Below are 21,065 nucleotides of genomic sequence, written 5' to 3' on the forward strand. Positions count from 1 at the left end.
GCCGGATCTCGGCAGCTCTGGGTGGGACAGGGGTGGGGTCCGCCGGTGCGGACCGTGGCTCAGGCCGAGGTGGTGGTGCGGGCGCGGGCGACGGCGGAGCGCGAGCCGAGCGCGGACGTGACGCGGTCGAGGTAGACCGCGAGGATCACGACGGCGAGCCCGGCCTCGAAGCCGAGGCCCACGTTGATGCTGGACAGGGCGCGCGTGACCTCGGACCCGAGGCCGGCGGAGCCGACGAGCCCGGCGATGACGACCATCGAGAGCGCCAGCATGATCACCTGGTTGACGCCCGCCATGATCGTGGGCATCGCCAGCGGGAGCTGGATCTGGCGCAGGATGCGGCCCGAGCTCGACCCGAAGGCCTCACCGGCCTCGACGACCTCGCGGTCGACCTGGCGGATGCCGAGCTCGGTGAAGCGCACGCCGGGAGCCAGCGCGAAGATCACCGTGGCCACCAGGCCGGGCACGGCACCGGTGAGGAAGATCGTCACGGTCGGGATGAGGTAGACGAACGCCGGCATCGTCTGCATGAAGTCGAGAACGGGCCGCACGACGGCGGAGACGCGGTCGTTGCGAGCGGCGAGGATGCCGAGCGGGATGGCGATCACGAGGGCGATCGCCGTCGCGATCAGCACGAGCGCGAGCGTGTGCATCGCGTTGTCCCACTGGTTCATCATGTTGATGAGCACCAGCCCGACGGCGGCCGTGAGGGCCAGCTTCCAGCTCCGGATCCACCACGCCAGCGCCACGAGCAGCGCGATGACCACCCAGAACGGCGGCGCCGTCAGGATGCCGTCCAGCCCGTTGTAGGCGCTGGACAGCACGGTCTTGATCAGGTCGAAGAGCCAGGAGAAGGTCGAGGTGAGCCAGTCGACGGCGGCCTCGGCCGCCTCGCCGACGGGGAGACGGACGATCGGGTCGTTCACAGCTGGTCCTCCGTGCTGAGCGGTGCGGCGAGGGGCGGGACGGTGGGGCCGTCCTCGACGGGGGCGGCGGCGGGCGGGGCAACCGGCGGGTCACCCGCGGGACCACCGCCCGTGGCGAACCCCGCGGTCGGGAGGGGCTCGCCGATCGGGGTCGTGTCCTCCTCGCCGCTGCCGGGGTCGGTGGTGTGGGACATGGCCTCCAGCAGCCGGACGCGGGGGACGACCCCCACGAGACGGCCGGCGTCGTCCACGACCGGGACGGGGAGGACGGACTCGGCGGCCGGCGCGAAGATCTCCGAGATCGGTGCCTCGGGGGACACGGCGCGGTCGTCCGGTCGGGCGACGGCGCGCAGGTCGGCATCGCCGCGGCGCACGGCCTGCAGGAGGTCGGTGTCGGTGACGGTGCCGTGGAAGGTGCGGCTGCGGTCGGTCACGAAGGCGGCCGAGGCCGTGTGCTCCTCCATGGTGCGCAGGGCCTGGCGCGGCCCGCCCCCGAGCCCGACCACGACGCGCGACGGGCGCATCACGGAGGAGGCCGTCAGGACCCGGGTGCGGTCGACGTCGGCCACGAACTGCGCGACGTAGTCGTCCGCGGGCTCGGACAGGATCTGCTCCGCCGTCCCCACCTGGACGACGCGGCCGTCCCGCATCATGGCGACGCGGTCGCCGAGGAACATCGCCTCGTTGAGGTCGTGGGTGATGAACACGATCGTCTTGCCGAGCGTGGACTGCAGCTCGAGCAGCTGCTCCTGCATCTCGCGACGGATCAGAGGGTCGAGCGCCGAGAACGCCTCGTCCATGAGCAGGACGTCCGTGTCGGCGGCGAGCGCGCGGGCCAGGCCGACGCGCTGGCGCATGCCGCCCGACAGGTTGCCGGGCAGCGAGCTCTCCCAGCCGGCGAGCCCGACCAGCTCCAGGGCGCGGGCGGCGCGCTCGCGTCGCTCGGCGGCGGCCACGCCCTGGATCTCCAGCGGGTAGGCCGCGTTCTCGAGCACGGTCCGGTGGGGGAGCAGCGCGAAGTGCTGGAACACCATCGAGACGCGCTCGCGTCGGATCTGCCGCAGCCGGGCGGGACTGACGGTGCCGAGCTCGTCCTCGCCCAGGTGGATCGTGCCGGCCGTCGGCCGCCACAGACCGTTGAGCATGCGGATCAGCGTCGACTTGCCCGAGCCGGACAGGCCCATCACGACGAAGATCTCGCCGCGTCGCACCTCGAAGGAGGCGTCGATGACGGCGGCGGTGCCCAGGGGTCTGACCTCGTCACGGGTCGCCCCGGACCGCAGGCGCCTGACGGCCTCGGGGCCGCGCCTGCCGAAGATCTTGTAGACGCCGTCGGCGCGCAGCTCGATGGGTGTGTCTGTCATGGAAAGTGCCCTCCGCAGCACCGCCCGGACCCGTCGGGGGACGTGGTCGTGGCCCCGGGAGACCGGGTGCGGGCGTGCTTGATCGGCCCGACGCGGTGCGCCCGGCTCAAACGTGTGGTGTGGCTTCCACCGTGCGCCGATGCGGCCGAGGATGCAAAGCGGGAAGGGCGACGTTGGGGCGGGTTTGGCGTCTTGCTCACCCGCCACTATGCCTCTGACCTGCGGCTTTACCATTCCATGATCGTTATCGGTTCGTTACACTACTGATGCCCGAGGCCCCCGCGTACGCTGGGGGACCGTGACCGCACCCCAGATGAGCACCCACGGCGACCTCTCCTTCCGCGTCCGCGACCTGGCCCTGGCCGAGGCCGGGCGTCACCAGATCCGCCTCGCCGAGCACGAGATGCCTGGACTGATGGCGCTGCGGGAGGAGTTCGGCGCCGCGCAGCCGCTGAGCGGGGCGCGCATCGCCGGCAGCCTCCACATGACGGTGCAGACCGCCGTCCTCATCGAGACCCTCACGGCGCTCGGCGCCGAGGTCCGCTGGGCGAGCTGCAACATCTTCAGCACGCAGGACGAGGCCGCGGCGGCCGTCGTCGTCGGGCGCCCCGAGACGGGCGGCACGCCGGCCGACCCGCGCGGCGTCCCGGTCTACGCCTGGAAGGGCGAGACCCTGCCGGAGTACTGGGAGTGCACCGACGAGATCCTGCGCTGGGTCGACGCCGAGGGCGTCGACGTCGGCCCGACCCTCATCCTGGACGACGGTGGCGACGCCACGATGCTCGTGCACGACGGCGTCACCGCCGAGAAGCAGGGCGCCGTCGAGAGCGACCCGCAGCCGGGCGACCGCGGCTACTCGGGCGAGAAGCTCGTCTTCCTCGCCACGCTGCGCGCGAGCCTCGCGTCCGACCCGCAGCGCTTCACGCGTCTCGCCGCCTCGCTCAAGGGCGTGAGCGAGGAGACGACGACGGGCGTCCACCGGCTCGCGCAGCTCGCCGCCACCGGGGACCTGCTGTTCCCGGCGATCAACGTCAACGACTCCGTCACGAAGTCGAAGTTCGACAACCGCTACGGCATCCGGCACTCGCTGCCCGACGGCCTCAACCGGGCCACCGACGTGCTGATCGGCGGCAAGGTCGCGTTCGTGGTCGGCTACGGCGACGTCGGCAAGGGCGCGGCCGAGTCGCTCCGGGGTCAGGGCGCTCGTGTCATCGTCTCCGAGATCGACCCGATCTGCGCCCTGCAGGCCGCGATGGACGGGTACCAGGTCGCGCGCCTGGACGACGTCATCGGCTCGGTCGACTTCGTCATCACGACGACCGGCAACGTCGCCGTCGTGACGGCGGCACACATCGCCGCGATGAAGGACAAGGCCGTGCTGGGCAACATCGGCCACTTCGACAACGAGATCGACATGGCCGGCCTCGAGGCGCTGCCGGGCGTGGTGCGCACCGAGATCAAGCCGCAGGTGCACGAGTGGACGCTGCCGGCCGACGTCGACTCCGACGGGAACGCCCGCGCCGAGCGCAGCGTGATCGTGCTGTCCGAGGGGCGCCTGCTCAACCTCGGCAACGCCACGGGGCACCCGAGCTTCGTGATGAGCGCGTCGTTCGCCAACCAGGTGCTCGCGCAGATCGAGCTGCACACCGACGCGGACTACCTCCAGGTCGGGGAGGGTGGGACGCCCGACGTCCACCGGCTCCCCAAGGAGCTCGACGAGAAGGTCGCGCGCATGCACCTCGAGGCGCTCGGGGCCGACCTCACGGAGCTCACCAAGGAGCAGGCCGAGTACATCGACGTCGACGTCGCGGGCCCGTACAAGAGCGAGCACTACCGCTACTGAGAGCGCCGGTCCCGGGGGCGTCGCCCCCGGGACCGGCGTAGGTTCGACCCTGGTGTGCCGGGAAGTCTGGTCGGCGTCCCCGTTCGTCGACCCCCGGGAGCACCCGTGTCCACCACCCCCTCGCCCCTCTTCTCCTCCCTCACCCCGGGCGGACGCCGCAACCTGCTCGACACCCTGCGCGCGGAGCGCACCGGGGGCGTCCTGCTCCTGCTGGGCGCCGTCGTCGGTCTTGTGCTGGCGAACGGACCTACCCGGGCGTGGTTCGAGGAGCTGACGCACGCGCCCCTGACGGTCGGTCCGATCGAGCTCTCGGTCGCCCACTGGGCGGCCGACGGTCTGCTCGCGATCTTCTTCTTCGTCGTCGGGCTCGAGCTCACGCGCGAGATCCAGGTGGGCGAGCTGCGCCACGTGCGCACCGCCGTCGTCCCGATGGTGGGGGCCGTGGGCGGCATGCTCGCGCCGGCGGCGATCTACCTCGCCGTGAACGCCTCCGCGCCCGGGGGCGACGTCTCGGGGTGGGCGGTCCCGACGGCGACCGACATCGCCTTCGCCGTCGCGGTGCTCGCTCTCGTCGCTCCCGGGCTGCCCGTCGCGGTGCGCGCGTTCCTGCTCACCCTGGCCGTGGTGGACGACCTCCTGGCGATCGTCATCATCGCCGTCGCGTACTCCGACGGCGTGGCCTTCGGCTGGCTCGCCCTCTCGCTCGTCGCCGTGGTCGCCTTCGCGCTCGTGCTGCGCTCGCCCCTGATGCGCTCGCGCGCCACGACGGTGCTCCTCGTCGCCGTCGCGGTGCTGGCCTGGGTCGCGATGCTCCGTGCCGGGGTGCACGCGACGATCGCCGGCGTCGCGCTCGGGCTGGTGGTCCCCGCGCGGGGTGCGACGGCGGACGGGCGGGCCGCCGGGTCGGCCGGTGAGGGCGGCGACGACGGTCGCGGTTCCCTCGCCGAGCGGTTCGAGCACGCCTGGCGACCGGTGTCGGCCGGGTTCGCCGTCCCGGTGTTCGCCCTCTTCACCGCCGGGGTCGTCGTCGAGCCGGACCTGCTCGCCGCGACGTTCGCGGACCCGGTCGCCTGGGGCGTGCTGCTCGGCCTCGTCGTCGGCAAGCCGCTGGGCATCACGGCGGCGACCTGGCTCCTGTGCCGGTTCACGGGCGCGCGGCTGGCGAGCGGTGTGCGGTGGCGCGACATCAGCGCGGTGTCCTGCCTCGCGGGCATCGGCTTCACGGTCTCGCTGCTCATCGGCTCGCTGGCGTTCGGCGGGTCCGACCGCTCCTCCGAGGTCGTCATCGCGGTGCTGACCGCGTCGGTGGTCGCCGCCGTCGTGGGCGCCGTCGCGCTGCGTCTGGTGCGGCCTCGCGAGTCCGTGCTGCCCGCGTCGGTGGACCGGCCGACCGACTAGCGCGCCGCCGGGGCGCCGCGCCGCTCGGCCAGCTCGGTGTGGACGAGGCTGAGCACCAGGGCGCCCAGCGGCGCCGTGACGGCGGAGGCGACGATCGAGCCGAGCACCGACCACAGCGCCAGGGAGTCGGGCGCCAGGTAGGTCCCGATGCCGGTGAACGGCGTGCTCACGACGCCACCGGCGATCGTCAGGACCACGACGGTCAGCAGCCAGATCCCCACCAGCCGCCAGCGCTCGCCCGCCACGAGCCCCGCTGCCCGGCGCAGCGAGGCGCCCGGGCCGCCCGCCGCGGGGTCGGTGGTGGCGTGCTCGGGCAGGGCGAGGACGACGGCGGGTGCGAACCGCACGAGGACGGCGACGGTGCCCGCGAGGCCGAGCGCCGCGGCGAGGACGACGAGCCCCACCGACCCGGTGCCGACCGCGAGCGCCACGAGCAGGGCGGGCACGGCCACCGCTGCCGTGACGACCAGCACCGTCAGCAGCATCAGCGCGAGAAGGCCGCCCAGCCGCGGTCGCAGCGCTCGCCAGGTGGGCGACGGCGACGCGGACGCCCCGGGTGCCGCGAGCGCGAGCGAGCGGGCCGTCCAGCCGACGATCACGGTGGTGGCCACGGCACCGACGACGCTCGCGAGCGTCGAGGTGACGAGCTGCCCGGCGAGCACGTGCACCTCCGAGAGCGCCTCGTCCTGCCACGCCTCGCCGCCCGTGCCGGTCGCCACGAGCAGGTCGGCGATGCCGCCGAACGGGAGCAGCGCCGTCGCGAGGAGCTCCAGCGCCCCGAGGGCGAGCACCACGAGCACGCCGAACAGCCACGTCGAGCGGGGCGCGGTGCGGATCGCCGCGATGACGCGGTCCATGAGCTCGCCGACGCCCATCGCGGGCGGCGGTCCAGCGGGCCGGTCGGGTCCGCCGTCGCCCTCCCCGGGAGTGCCGGGAACGGCCCCGGGGCCGGCCGCCGGGCCAGAAGATCGGGGGCGCGCCGGTTCGCCCCAACCACGAGGTGTGCTCACGGGTGCCACCATAGGGGCATGACCTCCACCATCCTCGTGGTCGACGACGACCCCGCCATCTCGGAGATGATCGGCATCGTGCTGGCCTCGGAGGGCTTCGAGGCGGCGTTCTGCCCCGACGGCGAGCACGCGATCGAGGTGTTCAACGAGGCCAACCCCGACCTGGTGCTGCTCGACCTCATGCTTCCGGGCAAGGACGGCATCGAGGTGTGCCGCGAGATCCGCCGGCTGGCCGACACCCCCGTCGTGATGCTGACGGCGCGCTCCGACACGGTCGACGTCGTGCGCGGTCTCGAGGCCGGCGCCGACGACTACATGATCAAGCCGTTCAAGCCGCAGGAGCTCGTCGCCCGCGTCCGCGCGCGGCTGCGCCGCCAGGACCACGATGCCACCGAGCGGCTTCAGATCGGCGACCTGACGATCGACGTCGCCGGCCACCGGGTGATGCGCAGCGGCGAGACCATCGCGCTCACGCCGCTGGAGTTCGACCTCGTCGTCGCCCTCGCGCGCAAGCCGTGGCAGGTCTTCAGCCGCGAGGCGCTGCTGGAGCAGGTCTGGGGCTACCGCCACCAGGCGGACACCCGTCTCGTCAACGTCCACGTCCAGCGTCTGCGGGCCAAGATCGAGCGCGACCCCGAGCACCCCGAGGTGGTCGTGACCGTGCGCGGCGTCGGCTACCGGGCGGGGACGCCGACCTCGTGACGGCGGGGGCGGCGGTCCGCCGGCTGCCCGCCCTGCGACGGTCCTGGCGCCGCGGTGGCGTGGCCACCGCCCTGCGTCGTTTCCGCGCGGCCTGGGGGCGCTCGCTCCGGCTGCGCGTGCTCGTGGTGACCACGGTGGTGGGCATCGTCGCCCTCATGCTCATCAGCGTCTACCTGTCCGAACGCGTCCGCGACACCCTCTACGAGCAGCGCGTGACCGAGGCGCTCTCGGACGCGTCCACGCGCACCAGCCTGGTGCAGCAGCAGTTCGACGCCTCGACCGCCTCGACGCCCGCGCTCGTCCAGAGCGTGGTGAACGACATCGTGCGGCGCACGCAGAGCCCCGGGTCGGGCGCCGTCGGCACCATGCTGCGCCGCAGCCCGTCCGAGACCGCCGGCACGTCGCTGCTCCCGTTCACCTACGGCACGAGCGTCGGTCTGAGCGAGGAGCTGCAGCAGTCCCTCCGCGACACGGGGACCCAGCACTGGCAGGCCGTCGAGCTCACCTCGGGGGAGCGTCCGCGCCCGGGCATCGTCGTGGGGGCCGTCGTCTCGCCGCCCGTGGTGGGGCCGTACGAGCTCTACTTCGTCTACAGCCTGGAGACCGAGGAGGACACCGTCGTCCTCATCCAGCAGACGCTCGCCCTCGCGGCGCTCGCGCTGCTCGGTCTGCTCGCGGCGATGGCGCTCTACCTCACCCGGCAGGTGCTCGGACCGGTCCAGCAGGCGGCCCGCACGGCCGAGCGGCTCGCGGCCGGGCACCTCGACGAGCGCATGACGACCAAGGGCCGCGACGAGCTCGCCCTGCTCGGCCGCAGCTTCAACGAGATGGCGGAGAGCCTGCAGGTCCAGATCGAGCGGCTCGCCGGCCTCTCGCTCGTGCAGCAGCAGTTCGTCTCCGACGTCAGCCACGAGCTCCGCACCCCGCTCACGACGATCCGGATGGCGTCGGAGATGATCTACGACGCGCGCGGCGGCTTCGACCCGACCACCCGGCGCTCGGCCGAGCTGCTCCACACCCAGGTCGACCGGTTCGAGGCGCTGCTGGCCGACCTGCTCGAGATCTCCCGGTTCGACGCGGGCGCCGCGATGCTCGACGTCGAGCACCTCGACGTGCGCACCGTGGTGCGCCGCGCCGTCGACCTGGCCGCGCCGCTCGCGGAGCGGATGGGGACCCGGCTCGACGTCGAGATGCCCGACGTCGCGTGCCGCGCCGACATCGATCCGCGCCGCGTGGAGCGCATCCTGCGCAACCTGCTCGCCAACGCGATCGAGCACGCGGAGGCGCGACCGATCGAGGTCGTCGTCGCGGCGGACCAGCGCGCGGTCGCCGTCAGCGTGGTCGACCACGGGATCGGCATGACGACGCGGCAGAGCGAGCAGGTCTTCGACCGGTTCTGGCGTGCCGACCCGTCGCGGGCGCGCACGATCGGGGGCACCGGGCTGGGGCTGGCGATCGCGCTCGAGGACGCGCGGCTGCACGCCGGCGACCTCGAGGCGTGGGGGAGCCCGGGCGTCGGCGCGACGTTCCGGCTGACGCTGCCGCGCCGCGCCGGCGTGACCGTGACGGAGTCGCCGGGTCCGCTCGTGCGGGTCGAGGAGTCGCCCGAGCCGGAGCCGGCGAACCTCCTGCTCGGGCCCTCGCCGGCGTCGGTGCCCGGGTTCGACGGCGAGGAGGGGACACCGTGAGGCGATCACGACGGACGGCGGCGCTCGCGCTCGCCGCGATGCTCGCCGTCGCGGGCTGCACGTCGCTACCCACCTCGGGACCGGTCGAAGAGGGCATGACCGACGCCCCCACCGCCGGCACGATCCAGTACGAGGCGAGCGGCCCCGTGGCCGACGCCGAGCCCCAGGAGATCATCGAGGGGTTCCTGCAGGCGGGAGCCGCCGGGCTCTCGGGCGAGAACGACTTCGCCGTCGCCCGGTCCTTCCTGACGACGTCGGCGAGCACCGGGTGGCAGCCGCTGGACCAGGTGGTCATCTCGGCGAACGAGGCGCCGCAGGTGCCCGTGGTGACCCTGCCCGAGGGCGTCGAGGACTCCACGGAGCCGGCCTCGGACGCCGGCCAGGACGCCCCCGTCGACCCCGAGGCGAGCCCGGACGGCGACGGCGCCCTGGGACCCGAGGACATCGAGGGGCTCGACCGCGTCCAGGTGCGACTCGGGGTGGTCGCCGTCGCCGACGTCGACAGCTCCGGCATCTACGCGGCGGCCACCTCCACGACGGCCTCCGAGCTCGCCTACGAGCTCGTGCGGGTCGAGGGTGAGTGGCGCATCGACTCGCTGCCCGGTGGCCTGCTGCTGTCGGAGGTCGCGTTCGGCAACGTCTTCCGGCCCGTGCCCGTCATGTTCCTCACGCCCGACCTCACGACGCTCGTCCCGGACGAGCGGTTCGTCCCCAGCCGCAACGCCGTCTCGCACGCGCTCGACCTCCTCCTCGCCGGACCGGCGCCCTGGCTCTCGCCCGGCGTGACCACCCGCGCGGAGGCGGGGATGACGCTGGCCCAGCCGGGCGCCGGCGTCGTCGTCACCGAGGACGGCGAGGCGGAGGTGCGGCTGCGCGGCGGTGAGCAGCTCTCCGACGACGAGCGCGCGCTGCTGTACACGCAGCTGCGCGAGACCCTCGTCTCGATCCCCGGGATCCTCGGGGTCGGGCTCTGGCTCGACGGGAACCTCTTCGAACCGATGCCCGACTCGCCGTCGCCCGGCCGGGCCGACGTGGTCGTCGACCGGCTGGTCGCGCTGGCCGACGGCGAGCTCGTGACCGTCGACGGCTCGCGGGTGACGCCGTACGTCACCGTCACCGACGCGGACGCCGATGCCTCGACGGGGACCGGCGACACCGGGACGGACGACGGGACCGGGACCGGCACGGAGACCGGCACCGGCACGGAGACGACCGCCCCGGTCACGCCGCCGGCGCCGCTCCCCGACGACCTGCACGACCCTGCGCCCGCCTACGACGCCGCCGACGGCGTCGCCGTCCTCCAGGGGGCCCGGACCCTGCTGCACGTCGCCCCCGACGGGACGGTGACCACGCTCGCGAGCGGGACCGACCTGCTGGCCCCGACGCAGGACCGGTTCGGCTGGGTGCTGACGGGGGAGCGCGACAACGACGGCACGCTCACCGCGTCCGGCCCGGGACGGGTCCCCGTCGTGGTCGAGGCCGACATGCTCGCGGGCCGGGTGGTGCAGGTGCGCGTGTCGCGCGACGGCGCCCGCGCCGCCGTCATGACCGAGCGCGACGGGGTCGCCGAGGTCAGGGTGGCGACCGTCGTGCGCGAGCCCGACGGCACGCCCCGACGGCTCCTGCCGGGCCCGGTGCTGGTGAGCGACCTCGCGACCGGGCTGGGGGTCGTGTGGACGGACTCCACCGGGCTCGCCGTTCTCGCCTCGCAGGAGGCCGGCGCCGTGCCGAGCGTGCGCTCCGTGCTCGTCAGCGGGCCGGTCGTCAACGTCTCCACGACCGCCCAGGCGGTCGGGATCGCCGCGGGCAACGGCCTCAGCGAGCTCTACCTCGCGACGGCGGAGGGGCGGCTCCTGCTCCGGGTGTCGCTGCGCTGGGAGGAGGTCGCCTCGGGGGTGACCGACCCGGCCTTCCCGGGCTGAGCACTGTCCCCAGCCCGGGCGACCGCGTCGTCGTGCCCGACCGTCCTCGGACGCGTGCCTCGCCGTCGGTGCCTCGCGGCACGCTGGCGCCATGACCTCCAGGCCCACGCCGGCACGCGTCCCCCGGCCGCTCTCGCCCTCGTCCGCACGACGGGTGCGGTGGCGGGTGGTGGCGACGTCGTTCGGCCGCGAGCTGGCGCGTCTGGTCGTCCCGCTCGCGTGCGCGGGCTGCGACCGCTGGGACGTCACGCTGTGCGAGGAGTGCCGCACCCGGCTGACCCGGCCGACCCGGGTCGACGGCGGGGCGCCCGCCCTGGCCGGCGGCCTGCCGGTGTGGGGCCTGGGGCCCTACCGCGAGGCCCTGCGTCGGATCGTGCTGGCGTGGAAGGTCGCGGGCCGCCGGGACCTGGACGCGATCCTCGACGGGGCGCTCGCCGGGGTCGTGGACGCCTGGGTGGCGGGCGGCGGGACGTTCCGCGACACGAGGGCTCGGGACGGGCCGGACGAGGTCTGGGTCGTCCCGGCGCCGTCCCGCCTGCGACGGGTGCTGCAGGGCCGACCACCCGTCGCGAGCCTGGCCGACGCCGTCGCGCGACGGATCGCCGAGCACGGGCAGCCCGCCCGGGTCGTGCTCGCGCTCGGGCAGCGCGGCCGCGGCGGCCACCACGCGTCGGGTGTCCCCTCCCGGCGCGGTCGGCCGGACCGCCGACACGCCCGGGTCGTCGCGCGCGTCTCGATGGGTGGACAGCGGATCGTGCTCGTCGACGACGTCCTCACGACCGGTGAGACGTTGCAGCGCTGCCGCTCCGCCGTCGAGGACGCCGGTGGCGGCGTGCTCCTGGGCGTCGTGATCGCGGCCGCTCGGGCGCCCGGGTCGGGCGACCGCCTGTCCACCGGCGCGCGGGTGGACTAACGTCGATTCATGGAGCACACCACGACCACCCCGCGACGAGGCGGCTGGCAGCGATCGAGGCTCCTGCGGGGGGTGAGGCCCGCCGTCCGCCACCCGTGAGGGTGGAGTCACCCCACACAGTCCCTGGCTCACGCAGTCAGGCGATCAACGGAGGTAAGCCATGGAAATCGTCGTTGTCGGTCGGCACACCGAGGTTGCACCCCGGTTCCGCGAGCACGTCGAGGACAAGCTGTCCAAGGTCACGCAGCTGGCGCCGTACGCGCAGCGCGTCGACGTCGAGGTCACCCACGAGCCCAACCCGAGGCAGGCGTCCTCGAGCGAGCGCATCGAGCTCACCGTGCGCGACAAGGGTCCGGTGGTCCGCGCCGAGGCGAGTGCCTCCGATCGTTACGCGGCGCTCGACGTCGCCACCACGAAGCTCCTCGAGCGGCTGCGCCGCTCCCACGACCGCCGCAAGGCGAAGAGCGCGCGACGCGAGGCCCGGGCCCTGCCCGCGCAGGACGCCGAGCTGCAGGTCGAGGTCGAGAGCGTCGTGGACGACGCCTCCGTCGAGCTCGCGGACGTCATCCCGGCGCCGACCGAGACGGACGTCGCGGTCGAGACGCAGCTGGGCGACTCGCCCGTGGTCGTCCGCCAGAAGGTCCACAAGACCGCCCCGGTGACCGTCGAGGAGGCCATCAACGAGATGGAGCTCGCGGGTCACCCGTTCTACCTGTTCATCGAGGCCGAGACCCACCAGCCGGCCGTCGTCTACCACCGCCACGGCTGGACCTACGGCGTCATCCGCCTGGACGCCCAGGCCGAGGCCAACGAGTAGCAGCCCCGTGGGGCTCGACCTCCACCACTGATGCGCCGACGGGCGCCGGGACGGATCCCGGCGCCCGTCGTCGTGTCCGGGGCCACCTGCCGGCGCCGGCCCGGCACCGCTCCGGCGGGTCAGTCGGCTCGTGCCACCGGTGCGCGCCAGGACGCCTACGATGGAGGGGCGGCTCCCACGTGGGGACGCGAGGCGCGCCTACCGGCGTCTGACACCAATTCTGGGAGCAAAGCGTGGTCTCCATCCTCGACCGGGTCCTTCGCATGGGCGAGGGCCGCATCCTCAAGAAGCTGCACGGGATCGCGGCGCAGGTGAACTCCCTCGAGGACTCGTTCACGGACCTCACCGATGCCGAGCTCCGCGAGGAGACCGACGTCTTCAAGCAGCGGCACACCGACGGCGAGAGCCTCGACGCGCTGCTCCCCGAGGCCTTCGCCGTCGTCCGCGAGGCCGCCAAGCGCACGCTCGGCCAGCGCCCGTTCGACGTCCAGCTCATGGGTGGCGCGGCGCTCCACCTCGGCAACATCGCCGAGATGAAGACCGGTGAGGGCAAGACCATCACCGCGACGCTGCCCGCCTACCTCAACGCCATCTCCGGCAAGGGCGTCCACGTCGTCACGGTCAACGACTACCTCGCGAGCTACCAGAGCGAGCTCATGGGTCGCGTCTACCGCTTCCTGGGGCTGACCTCCGCCGTCATCCTCTCGGGCCAGAAGCCCGAGGAGCGCCGTCGTCACTACGCCGCGGACATCACCTACGGCACGAACAACGAGCTCGGGTTCGACTACCTGCGCGACAACATGGCCTGGACGACGGACGAGCTGGTCCAGCGCGGCCACAACTTCGTCATCGTCGACGAGGTCGACTCGATCCTCATCGACGAGGCCCGGACGCCGCTCATCATCTCGGGTCCGTCCTCGGGCGACACGAACAAGTGGTTCGCCGAGTTCGCCCGCGTCGTGCGCCGCATGGAGCGCGAGGTCGACTACGAGGTCGACGAGAAGAAGCGCACCGTCGGCGTCCTCGAGCCCGGGATCGAGAAGGTCGAGGACCACCTCGGCATCGAGAACCTGTACGAGTCGCTGAACACGCCGCTGATCGGCTTCCTCAACAACGCGATCAAGGCCAAGGAGCTCTTCAAGCGCGACAAGGACTACGTCGTCATCAAGGGCGAGGTCCTCATCGTCGACGAGCACACGGGTCGCGTGCTGGCCGGCCGTCGCTACAACGACGGTATGCACCAGGCGATCGAGGCCAAGGAGGGTGTGGTGATCAAGGCCGAGAACCAGACCCTCGCCACGATCACGCTGCAGAACTACTTCCGTCTCTACAACCGCATCTCCGGCATGACCGGTACGGCGATGACCGAGGCCGCGGAGTTCCAGAACACCTACACCATGGGCGTCGTGCCGATCCCCACCAACCGGGGCATGCAGCGCATCGACGGGTCCGACCTCGTCTTCACGACCGAGGACGCCAAGATCAACGCCGTCGTCGAGGACCTCGTCGAGCGCCACGCCGCCGGGCAGCCGGTCCTCGTGGGCACGACGTCGGTGGAGAAGTCCGAGGACCTGTCGGTCCGCCTCAAGCGCCAGGGCGTCCCGCACGAGGTCCTCAACGCCAAGAACCACGCTCGCGAGGCCGCGATCGTCGCGATGGCCGGCCGCAAGGGTGCCGTCACGGTCGCCACGAACATGGCCGGCCGCGGTACCGACATCATGCTCGGCGGCAACGCCGAGCACCTCGCGGTGGCCGCGCTCGCCGACCAGGGGCTGAGCCCCGCCGAGACGCCGGAGGAGTACGAGGCCGCCTGGCCCGCCGCTCTCGCGACGGCGCAGGAGTCGGTGGCGGCGGAGCACGACGAGGTCGTCGAGCTCGGCGGCCTGTACGTGCTGGGTACCGAGCGCCACGAGTCGCGACGCATCGACAACCAGCTGCGAGGCCGTTCCGGCCGTCAGGGCGACCCGGGTGAGTCCCGGTTCTACCTGTCGATGCAGGACGACCTGATGCGCCTGTTCAACTCGGGTCTCGCGGAGCGCTTCATGAGCTCCTCCTCCTACCCCGAGGACGTACCGCTCGAGTCCAAGATCGTCTCCCGCGGCATCCAGAGCGCGCAGGGTCAGGTCGAGGCGCGCAACTTCGAGATTCGCAAGAACGTCCTCAAGTACGACGACGTCCTGTCCCGCCAGCGCGAGGCCGTCTACGGCACGCGCCGCCGGGTGCTCGAGGGGGAGAACCTCGAGGACCAGGTGCAGTCGTTCATCGACGACGTCCTCACCGACGCCGTCAGCTCCCTCACCGAGGGCGACCCCGCCACGTGGGACCTCGAGGAGCTGTGGGCGCTGCTCAAGCCGCTCTACCCGGTCAGCCTGACGATCGACGAGGTCGTCGAGGCCGCGGGCGGCAAGAACCGCCTGACGCGGGAGAGCCTCCTGCGCGAGATCCTGTCGGACGCGAAGGTCGCCTACGCCAACCGTGAGGAGACGCTGGGCTCCGACGTCATGCGTCAGGTCGAGCGCCGCGTCGTGCTGTCCGTGATGGACCGCAAGTGGCGCGAGCACCTCTACGAGATGGACTACCTCAAGGAGGGCATCGGCCTGCGCGCGATGGCCCAGCGCGACCCGCTCGTGGAGTACCAGCGCGAGGGCTTCACCATGTTCAACGCGATGAACGAGGCGGTGAAGGAGGAGGCCGTCGGATACGTCTTCCACCTCGAGGTCAAGGCTCCCGAGCCCGCGCCCCAGACCGTCGTCGGCACGCCCGCCCTCGCCGCCGCCGGGGCCGGCCTCGTCGCCGCCGTCACCGCTGCGAAGGACGCCCCGGCGTCCAGCGACGGGGACGGGACCCCGGCTCCCGCCGTCACGGAGGCTCCGGCCCCCGCCGCCGAGGCGCCGGCCGCGAAGGCTGCACCGGCGATCGACGACCTGGGGCTGGAGGCGCCGGCCCGTCCGACGAACCTGCAGTACTCGGCGCCGTCGGAGGACGGTTCCGCGTTCGTCACGGGCTCGGCGCGAGGCGCTGCCCGCCGCCCGGCCGCTGCTGCCGCGGCGAGCGAGAACGGTGGCGCGGAGGCCGGCGAGGGCTCCGTGAACCGCGAGGAGCGTCGCCGGGCTGCCAAGCAGGCCAAGAAGCGCTGAACGTCGCCGCCGGGCGACGAACGAGAACGACCGGATCGGCTGGGTCCCCGCACGGGGGCTCAGCCGATCTGCATCTCCACGACCCGCCAGCGGTCGCGGAAGACCTCCAGACGGCCCGCGACGGCGCGCACGCGGCTCCCGTCGTGGATGACGGCGCACACCTCGACGTGGCCGGAGTCCGTCACCTCGGCGCGCGTCGAGAGCACCCGCCCGTGCACGGGCCGGGTCGGCCGGCCGTGCACCCGGACGTGGAGCCCGGCCCGGCGCGCGAGCGCGCCGTAGATCTCCGGGGTCAGCCAGCGCAGGAGCTGCTGCGCCGGACGGGCGCCGCTGAGGACCTCCACGACGGCGAGGGCGAGCGCCCCGAACCAGCGGTCGCCGTCCACGGGGGCGGAGGGCCGGGTCGACGGGTCGTCTCCGCGCTCGCCCGGGGCGCCGGGGCGGGTCGGGGCGAGGGACAGTCGCTCGCGGGCGGTCGGCGGTCGCAGGGGGAGCGGCTCGGGGGCAGGCAGCAGCGTGCCGGCGAGGTCGGGATCGACGGGGAGGGCGGACATGGCTACTCCTGAGGATTCGGAGGGGAGGGGAGGTCCGCCGGCACCGTCAGGGCGGTGCCGGGGTGGATCAGGTCGGGGTCGTCGCCCACGACGTCGTGGTTGGTGCGGTACCAGTGCTGCCAGGCCTCGGCCGTCTCCGCGTCGCCGACGGCGCCGAACCGTTGGGCGATCCGCCAGAGGGAGTCGCCCGGCGCGACGGTGTAGGTCGTGGCCTGCTGGTCGGGAGAGGGCGGGTCCGTTCTCGGGACCGCCGGGACGACCGGTGAACCGGGGCTGCCGGGAACGGTCCGCGCGGGCGTGGTGTCGGCCGAGCCGGCGGGTGGATCGACGACTGTGGGTGGGTCGACGACGGTGGGAACGTTCGGGGACGGCGTCGTCGCCGGAGGCGTCGTGGGGACGATCGAGGGCGTGGCCCGGGCCGGGTCTCCCGTGGCGGACGGCGGGTCGGGCGTCGCGCTCGGGACGGTCGACGGCGTCGAGCTCGGCACCGGCGTGTCCTCGACCACCGGCGGGAGCGTCGGGAGCGCCACCGCCCCCTTGAGCGCGGGCGAGGGGTCGTCGGCCGCCCGGGACGTCGGTGCGCCCGCCGTCCGTCCCGCGGCGGCGGCGAGCTCCGCACCCGAGGCGCCGGCAGCCTCGACGGCGCCTCCGTCCCGGGGTGCGGCCGTCGGCCGCTCCGTCCCGGGGGACCCGACGCCGAGCGTGAGGTGCGCCGGGATGGCGGAGGTGTCCGTCGCCTCGGCCCAGGATCTCGCGCCCACCGTGCTGGTCGCCGCCGGCGTGTCCGAGGGCGCGACGGCGGTCGACGGCGCGACCAGTGCGGCCACGGACAACCCCGCGACGGCCCCGGCCCCCGCTACCCGGCGCACGAGTGCCGGGGCCCATCGACGCAGGAGGTCGCGACCCGTGGCCCACGAGCGCCCCGTCGACTCGACCAGCAGCGTCACGGTCGAGACGAGCGCGGCGAGCGCGTACCAGAGGCACGCCAGGACGCCCGCGAAACTGACCGCCGTCACGACGACGGACTCGACGTTCGTGGGCTCGAGCGTCAGGTCGGCGGCCAGCGCGAGGCCCGCGGCGACCGCGGCCAGCAGCACGCCGGCGCTCGTCGCGGTTCGCGCGGTGAGGCTTGGCGAGGCCGACCGTTCGCCGTCGGGTTTGGCACCCGAGCTCGCTCGGGCGTGCGTAGGGCCGGTCGTCCACATCGTTCCCCCAGAATGTTTGACGTCATTTGACGTGCTCAGAGGATGGCGAACGATGGCTCCTGGCGTCAAGAGGTGTGGAAGAGTGCCGCCATGAGCTGGGACGAGCTGTTCGAGGATCTCGAGTCGCAGGCCGACGCGGCGGCGCGCGAGGCGGATGAGGACGACGTCGCGGAGCTGGGCGAGGCGGAGCAGGGCCGGATCGCCCTCGCGGACCGGCTGCGGGCGTGCGTCGGGCGTCCGGTCGTCGTCGGCGTCGACGGCGACAGCCACGCCGGGACCGTCCGTGACGCCACCCGGGCGTGGGTCGTGCTCGCGACGGCGGTCAGGGAGGTCCTGGTTCCCCTCACGGCTGTGCGGTGGGTGGAGGGCGCCGATCGTGCCGCGCCGGCTCCCGGTGCGGCGGAGTCACGGCTGGGGCTGTCGCACGTCCTGCGGGGGCTTCAGGCCGAGGGGAGGACGGTCCGGATGATCGCGTCGGGCCGAACGGTCGTCGGCGTGATCGATCGCGTGGGACTCGACCACGCGGACGTGGTGGACGACGGGAACGGGACCGTGCTCGCGGTGCCGTTCGTGGCGATCACGTCGGTCACGCTGTAGGCGTCAGGGCGTCAGGGCGTCAGGGCGTCAGGGCGTCAGGGCGTCAGGGCGTCAGGGCGTCAGGGCGTCAGGGCGTCAGGGCGTCAGGGCGTCAGGGCGTCAGGGCGTCAGGGCGTCAGGGCGTCAGGGCGTCAGGGCGTCAGACGCGTGCGTCGCGTCCACCCGCGACGAGCCGGCGGTCGGCGGTCGCGCCCCGACCGTCCGACCCGGATCGACGTCAGTCGCGCTGGAGGGAGCTGCGGCGCGATGCCGCTGCGGCCTTCTCGCGCTCGACGTAGGCGTCCAGCTCCTTGGACTCCACGCGCCACATCCCGCGGCCGCCGACCTGGAATCCTTGGATCTCGCCCTGGCGCACGAGAGCGCGCGCGGTCGGCACGGTGATGTCGAGGATCTCGGCGACATCGGCAAGGGTCAGCATCCGTTCGGGCATGACCTAATTCTCGCACCTCTCCTCTCGCCGCGCGCGGTGACGGCCAAACGTTGTGGAAAACCTTCGACGACGTCGGTCGCCGTGGCACGATGTGCGCATCGCGGGGGCGAATGAAGGGGGCAGCCGGTGGCACGTCGGAGCACGCGCGCGCAGAGCGGGGCCGGTGACGGGAGCAGTCCTGCGGCGGTGACGTCGCGTCGTCCGCCGGCGTGGCGCAGTCCGCGGTTCGGCGTCGGGGTCGTGCTCGTCGCTGCCTCGGTGGCGCTCGGCAGCTGGGCGATCGAGCGCGCCGGCTCGGGCGAGCAGATGTGGGTCGCGCGGCACGACCTCGCGCCGGGCGATCCCGTCTCGGCCGAGGACCTGCGGTCGGTCCCCCTCTCGTGGGAGGGCGGCGACGCCGTCTACCTCCCGGCCGCGGAGATCCCCGACGACGCCGTCGCGACCTCGTTCGTCGGCTCGGGGGAGCTGGTGCCCGCGAGCGCCCTCGGGACGAGCGCCGACGTCGACGGTCGCCCCGTCACGGTCCCGGTGCCGGCGGGCGTGACGCTCGAGGCCGGCGTCCAGGTCGACCTGTGGGCGCTGCCCCGGGCGGACGCCGGGGAGCCGCGGCTGCTCGCCGACGGCGTGAGCGTCCTCGGGATCGAGGAGGACACCGGGATGTTCCGCTCGGGGAGCGGGTCGGTGGCCCGCGTCCTGGTCGAGGCCGACGCCGTGGCGGGGGTGCTCGCGGCCCAGGCCGACGGCGGCACCGTCACGCTCGTCGAGCGGCCGGGGAGCTGACGTGGAGCCGGGGGCGCTCGTCTGTCTGTCCGGGACCGAGGAGCCGGAGGTGGTCTCGCGGCTCGAGGCACCGGGCTCGCCCGCGCGCGTGATCCGGAGGTGCGCCGACCTCGCCGAGCTCACGGCCGCCGCCGACGCGGGCCTCGGTGACGTGGCGGTGCTCCAGCTGGGCCGGGGGGTCGACGCGGGCAGGATGGCGCACCTGCGCCGGTGCGGGCTCGGCGTCGTGCTCGTCGCCGACGCGACCCAGGCTTCCCGCGGCGTCGCCATCGGGGTGGACGCCGTGGTGACGGACGGCGAGGGCCTGGCCGACCGGCTCGTCGCCGTGATCGCCGAGGTGCTCGCCCGCCGCGCGGAGACGCCCGTCGGTCGGTCCGGGCCCGGGAGCGTCGCCGCCCCGTCGCCGGCCATCCCCGACGACGCCCGGAGCCTCACCGGGCCGGAGCGGTCGGGTCGGCTGGTGGTCGTCTGGGGCGCGCACGGCGCCCCTGGCCGGACGAGCACGGCCGTCCACCTCGCGAGCGAGCTGGCGCTCGCGGCGCCGACGATGCTCGTGGACGCCGACTCCGTGGCCCCCTGCCTGACCCAGGTCCTGGGCGTGCTCGAGGAGACGGCCGCCGTCGCCGCCCTCTGCCGCGCCGCCGGTCAGGGAGCGCTCGACCCGACCCTCGTGCGCAGCCGGGCCCGCACCCTCCCGACGGGCGTCGCGCTCGTGTCGGGACTCACCCGCGCCGACCGCTGGCGCGAGCTCGCACCGGACCACCTCGACCTCGTCTGGCGGGCGGCCCGGCGGTGCGCGTCCTGGATCGTCGTCGACGTCGCGGGTGGGCTCGAGGCCGCGCCGACGCGCGGCGCCGACCGGTGGGCCGCCACGCGCTCGGCGCTGCACGCCGCGGACGACGTCGTCGTGACGATCGCCGGCGACCCCGTCGGGGTGCGTCGGGGCGTGGCCGCTCTCACGGACCTCGACGCCGAGGGGGTCGCGGCGCGGCGCCACCTCGTGGCCACGCGGGTGCGGCCCTCGCGCGGCGGGCGTACGGAGGAGGCCGTCACCCACGCGCTCGAGCGGTTCGCCGGGACCCGTCCGGTCGCCGTCGTCCCCCAGGACACGGCGTTCGACGACGCGCTGCTCGCGGGCGCGACCCTGCGCGAGACCGATCCCCGCTCGGCGGCCCGGCGGGCGTTCGCCGAGCTCGCCCGGAGGCTGGACCCGGAGGTCTCCGGGGCACCGGCGCCGGCCCGGCGCGGCGTCCTCGCCCGACGGCGGGGTGCCACACTGGCCTGATGCGACTGTACGTGCCCGCGGTCCTGTCCGATCTCGCCGCCCCCGAGCTCACGCCCCGACCCGCCTGCGCCGTCACGCCCGCGCTGCGGTCCGCGCTGCCGGAGGAGGACGAGGAGGGCCTGGAGCTGTCGGCGTTCCTGTCCGCCGCCGACCTCGCGGTGCTGCGGCTCGCTGATGCCGCCGACGCGCTCCCGGCCGTCCCGCGCCGCGTCGTCGTGGCCCTCGAGGTGCCGGACACCACGCCGCTCGGCGCCGTCCCGGGCGACCTCGTGGAGCTCGCCAGCGTCGTGGGGGAGATCCCCGCGACCGGCTGGTCCGCCGTCGTGAGCATCCACGTCGACGAGCCGGAGGCGGCCGACGCCGTGCGGGCGGCGCTGACCGACGACGCCGCGTTCGAGGAGCTCGGCGAGGTGGACCTGCTGTGGTTCCACCCGTCCGAGCGATCCGTGCTCGCGGCCGAGGCCGGCTGACCGACCGACGCAGGTCGACCAGCG

The 21,065-nt window shown here is 74.0% G+C and carries 18 protein-coding genes; 12 read left to right on the forward strand and 6 right to left on the reverse strand.

Going from position 1 to position 21,065, the window contains the following annotated elements; translation table 11 throughout:
* Positions 1–59 precede the first annotated feature (59 nt).
* Together C8046_RS17305 and C8046_RS17310 are read right to left on the reverse strand one after the other, a co-directional pair.
* Entirely contained in the window at positions 60–926 is an 867-nt protein-coding gene (locus C8046_RS17305) for an ABC transporter permease (RefSeq protein ID WP_109230515.1), read from the reverse strand.
* Positions 923–2,290, reverse strand: a complete 1,368-nt coding sequence (locus C8046_RS17310; RefSeq protein WP_109230516.1) for a quaternary amine ABC transporter ATP-binding protein — start codon at positions 2,288–2,290, stop codon at positions 923–925. The genes C8046_RS17305 and C8046_RS17310 overlap by 4 nt, the downstream gene beginning before the upstream one ends.
* Before the next feature lie 313 nt (positions 2,291–2,603).
* Here C8046_RS17310 and ahcY point away from each other — a divergent pair, with 313 nt between their 5' ends.
* Together ahcY and nhaA are read left to right on the forward strand one after the other, a co-directional pair.
* Positions 2,604–4,133: an adenosylhomocysteinase gene (gene ahcY / locus C8046_RS17315; RefSeq protein WP_109230517.1), complete on the forward strand. Its 1,530-nt coding sequence runs from the start codon at positions 2,604–2,606 to the stop codon at positions 4,131–4,133.
* 105 nt (positions 4,134–4,238) lie between these two features.
* A complete protein-coding gene (gene nhaA, locus C8046_RS17320) occupies positions 4,239–5,531 on the forward strand; it encodes a Na+/H+ antiporter NhaA (RefSeq protein ID WP_109230518.1) in 1,293 nt (430 codons plus the stop codon).
* On the opposite strand, the gene C8046_RS17325 is transcribed toward nhaA, so the two are convergent.
* The gene (locus C8046_RS17325; protein ID WP_146197211.1) at positions 5,528–6,541 is read right to left on the reverse strand and encodes a hypothetical protein; all 1,014 of its coding nucleotides are present in this window, start codon (positions 6,539–6,541) and stop codon (positions 5,528–5,530) included. The genes nhaA and C8046_RS17325 overlap by 4 nt on opposite strands.
* Before the next feature lie 18 nt (positions 6,542–6,559).
* On the opposite strand from C8046_RS17325, the gene mtrA reads away from it, so the two are divergent.
* From mtrA to secA, 6 genes are all read left to right on the forward strand, one after another.
* A complete protein-coding gene (gene mtrA / locus C8046_RS17330) occupies positions 6,560–7,243 on the forward strand; it encodes an MtrAB system response regulator MtrA (protein WP_109230520.1) in 684 nt (227 codons plus the stop codon).
* Positions 7,240–8,931: an MtrAB system histidine kinase MtrB gene (gene mtrB / locus C8046_RS17335; RefSeq protein WP_235866386.1), complete on the forward strand. Its 1,692-nt coding sequence runs from the start codon at positions 7,240–7,242 to the stop codon at positions 8,929–8,931. The genes mtrA and mtrB overlap by 4 nt, the downstream gene beginning before the upstream one ends.
* Positions 8,928–10,853 (forward strand): LpqB family beta-propeller domain-containing protein, encoded by a 1,926-nt coding sequence (locus C8046_RS17340; RefSeq protein ID WP_109230521.1) that lies wholly within the window; start codon positions 8,928–8,930, stop codon positions 10,851–10,853. Before mtrB ends, C8046_RS17340 begins: the two co-directional genes overlap by 4 nt.
* A gap of 91 nt (positions 10,854–10,944) precedes the next feature.
* Positions 10,945–11,766, forward strand: coding sequence for a ComF family protein (locus C8046_RS17345; protein ID WP_146197212.1), 822 nt, complete (start codon positions 10,945–10,947; stop codon positions 11,764–11,766).
* Between the two features lie 160 nt (positions 11,767–11,926).
* The gene (gene hpf / locus C8046_RS17350) at positions 11,927–12,583 is read left to right on the forward strand and encodes a ribosome hibernation-promoting factor, HPF/YfiA family (protein ID WP_109230523.1); all 657 of its coding nucleotides are present in this window, start codon (positions 11,927–11,929) and stop codon (positions 12,581–12,583) included.
* Positions 12,584–12,816: 233 nt separating this feature from the next.
* The gene (gene secA / locus C8046_RS17355) at positions 12,817–15,720 is read left to right on the forward strand and encodes a preprotein translocase subunit SecA (protein ID WP_109230524.1); all 2,904 of its coding nucleotides are present in this window, start codon (positions 12,817–12,819) and stop codon (positions 15,718–15,720) included.
* Between the two features lie 59 nt (positions 15,721–15,779).
* Here the strand turns inward: secA and C8046_RS19620 are convergent, their stop codons facing one another.
* A complete protein-coding gene (locus tag C8046_RS19620) occupies positions 15,780–16,274 on the reverse strand; it encodes an Rv3235 family protein (RefSeq protein WP_109230525.1) in 495 nt (164 codons plus the stop codon).
* A gap of 2 nt (positions 16,275–16,276) precedes the next feature.
* Complete coding sequence (locus tag C8046_RS17365) at positions 16,277–17,371, reverse strand: LysM peptidoglycan-binding domain-containing protein (protein ID WP_158277258.1); 1,095 nt, start codon at positions 17,369–17,371, stop codon at positions 16,277–16,279.
* Positions 17,372–17,569: 198 nt separating this feature from the next.
* Here C8046_RS17365 and C8046_RS17370 point away from each other — a divergent pair, with 198 nt between their 5' ends.
* Positions 17,570–18,076 carry a hypothetical protein gene (locus C8046_RS17370; RefSeq protein ID WP_109230527.1) on the forward strand — a complete coding sequence of 169 codons (507 nt, stop codon included), beginning with the start codon at positions 17,570–17,572 and terminating at the stop codon, positions 18,074–18,076.
* A gap of 217 nt (positions 18,077–18,293) precedes the next feature.
* Here the strand turns inward: C8046_RS17370 and C8046_RS17375 are convergent, their stop codons facing one another.
* Positions 18,294–18,506: a helix-turn-helix domain-containing protein gene (locus tag C8046_RS17375; RefSeq protein WP_109230528.1), complete on the reverse strand. Its 213-nt coding sequence runs from the start codon at positions 18,504–18,506 to the stop codon at positions 18,294–18,296.
* 126 nt (positions 18,507–18,632) lie between these two features.
* Between C8046_RS17375 and C8046_RS17380 the strand changes: the two genes are divergently transcribed.
* From C8046_RS17380 to C8046_RS17390, 3 genes are read left to right on the forward strand one after another with little or no spacing between them, the layout of a single operon-like run.
* On the forward strand, positions 18,633–19,286 hold the full coding sequence (locus C8046_RS17380; protein ID WP_146197213.1) for a hypothetical protein: 654 nt from the start codon (positions 18,633–18,635) through the stop codon (positions 19,284–19,286).
* 49 nt (positions 19,287–19,335) lie between these two features.
* Complete coding sequence (locus C8046_RS17385) at positions 19,336–20,571, forward strand: AAA family ATPase (protein WP_146197214.1); 1,236 nt, start codon at positions 19,336–19,338, stop codon at positions 20,569–20,571.
* Positions 20,571–21,041 (forward strand): DUF6912 family protein, encoded by a 471-nt coding sequence (locus C8046_RS17390; RefSeq protein ID WP_109230531.1) that lies wholly within the window; start codon positions 20,571–20,573, stop codon positions 21,039–21,041. Before C8046_RS17385 ends, C8046_RS17390 begins: the two co-directional genes overlap by 1 nt.
* The last annotated feature ends 24 nt before the right edge of the window (positions 21,042–21,065 follow it).

Source organism: Serinibacter arcticus, assembly GCF_003121705.1.
Lineage (GTDB): Bacteria > Actinomycetota > Actinomycetes > Actinomycetales > Beutenbergiaceae > Litorihabitans.

What these genes read in the sequence shown, in the direction of transcription:
- C8046_RS19620 (WP_109230525.1), bottom strand. Translation starts at nt 16,274, where the DNA reads ATGTCCGCCCTCCCCGTCGATCCCGACCTCGCCGGCACGCTGCTGCCT.
- C8046_RS17390 (WP_109230531.1), top strand. Translation starts at nt 20,571, where the DNA reads ATGCGACTGTACGTGCCCGCGGTCCTGTCCGATCTCGCCGCCCCCGAG.
- mtrA (WP_109230520.1), top strand. Translation starts at nt 6,560, where the DNA reads ATGACCTCCACCATCCTCGTGGTCGACGACGACCCCGCCATCTCGGAG.
- C8046_RS17345 (WP_146197212.1), top strand. Translation starts at nt 10,945, where the DNA reads ATGACCTCCAGGCCCACGCCGGCACGCGTCCCCCGGCCGCTCTCGCCC.
- hpf (WP_109230523.1), top strand. Translation starts at nt 11,927, where the DNA reads ATGGAAATCGTCGTTGTCGGTCGGCACACCGAGGTTGCACCCCGGTTC.
- ahcY (WP_109230517.1), top strand. Translation starts at nt 2,604, where the DNA reads ATGAGCACCCACGGCGACCTCTCCTTCCGCGTCCGCGACCTGGCCCTG.
- C8046_RS17375 (WP_109230528.1), bottom strand. Translation starts at nt 18,506, where the DNA reads ATGCCCGAACGGATGCTGACCCTTGCCGATGTCGCCGAGATCCTCGAC.
- C8046_RS17310 (WP_109230516.1), bottom strand. Translation starts at nt 2,290, where the DNA reads ATGACAGACACACCCATCGAGCTGCGCGCCGACGGCGTCTACAAGATC.
- C8046_RS17370 (WP_109230527.1), top strand. Translation starts at nt 17,570, where the DNA reads ATGAGCTGGGACGAGCTGTTCGAGGATCTCGAGTCGCAGGCCGACGCG.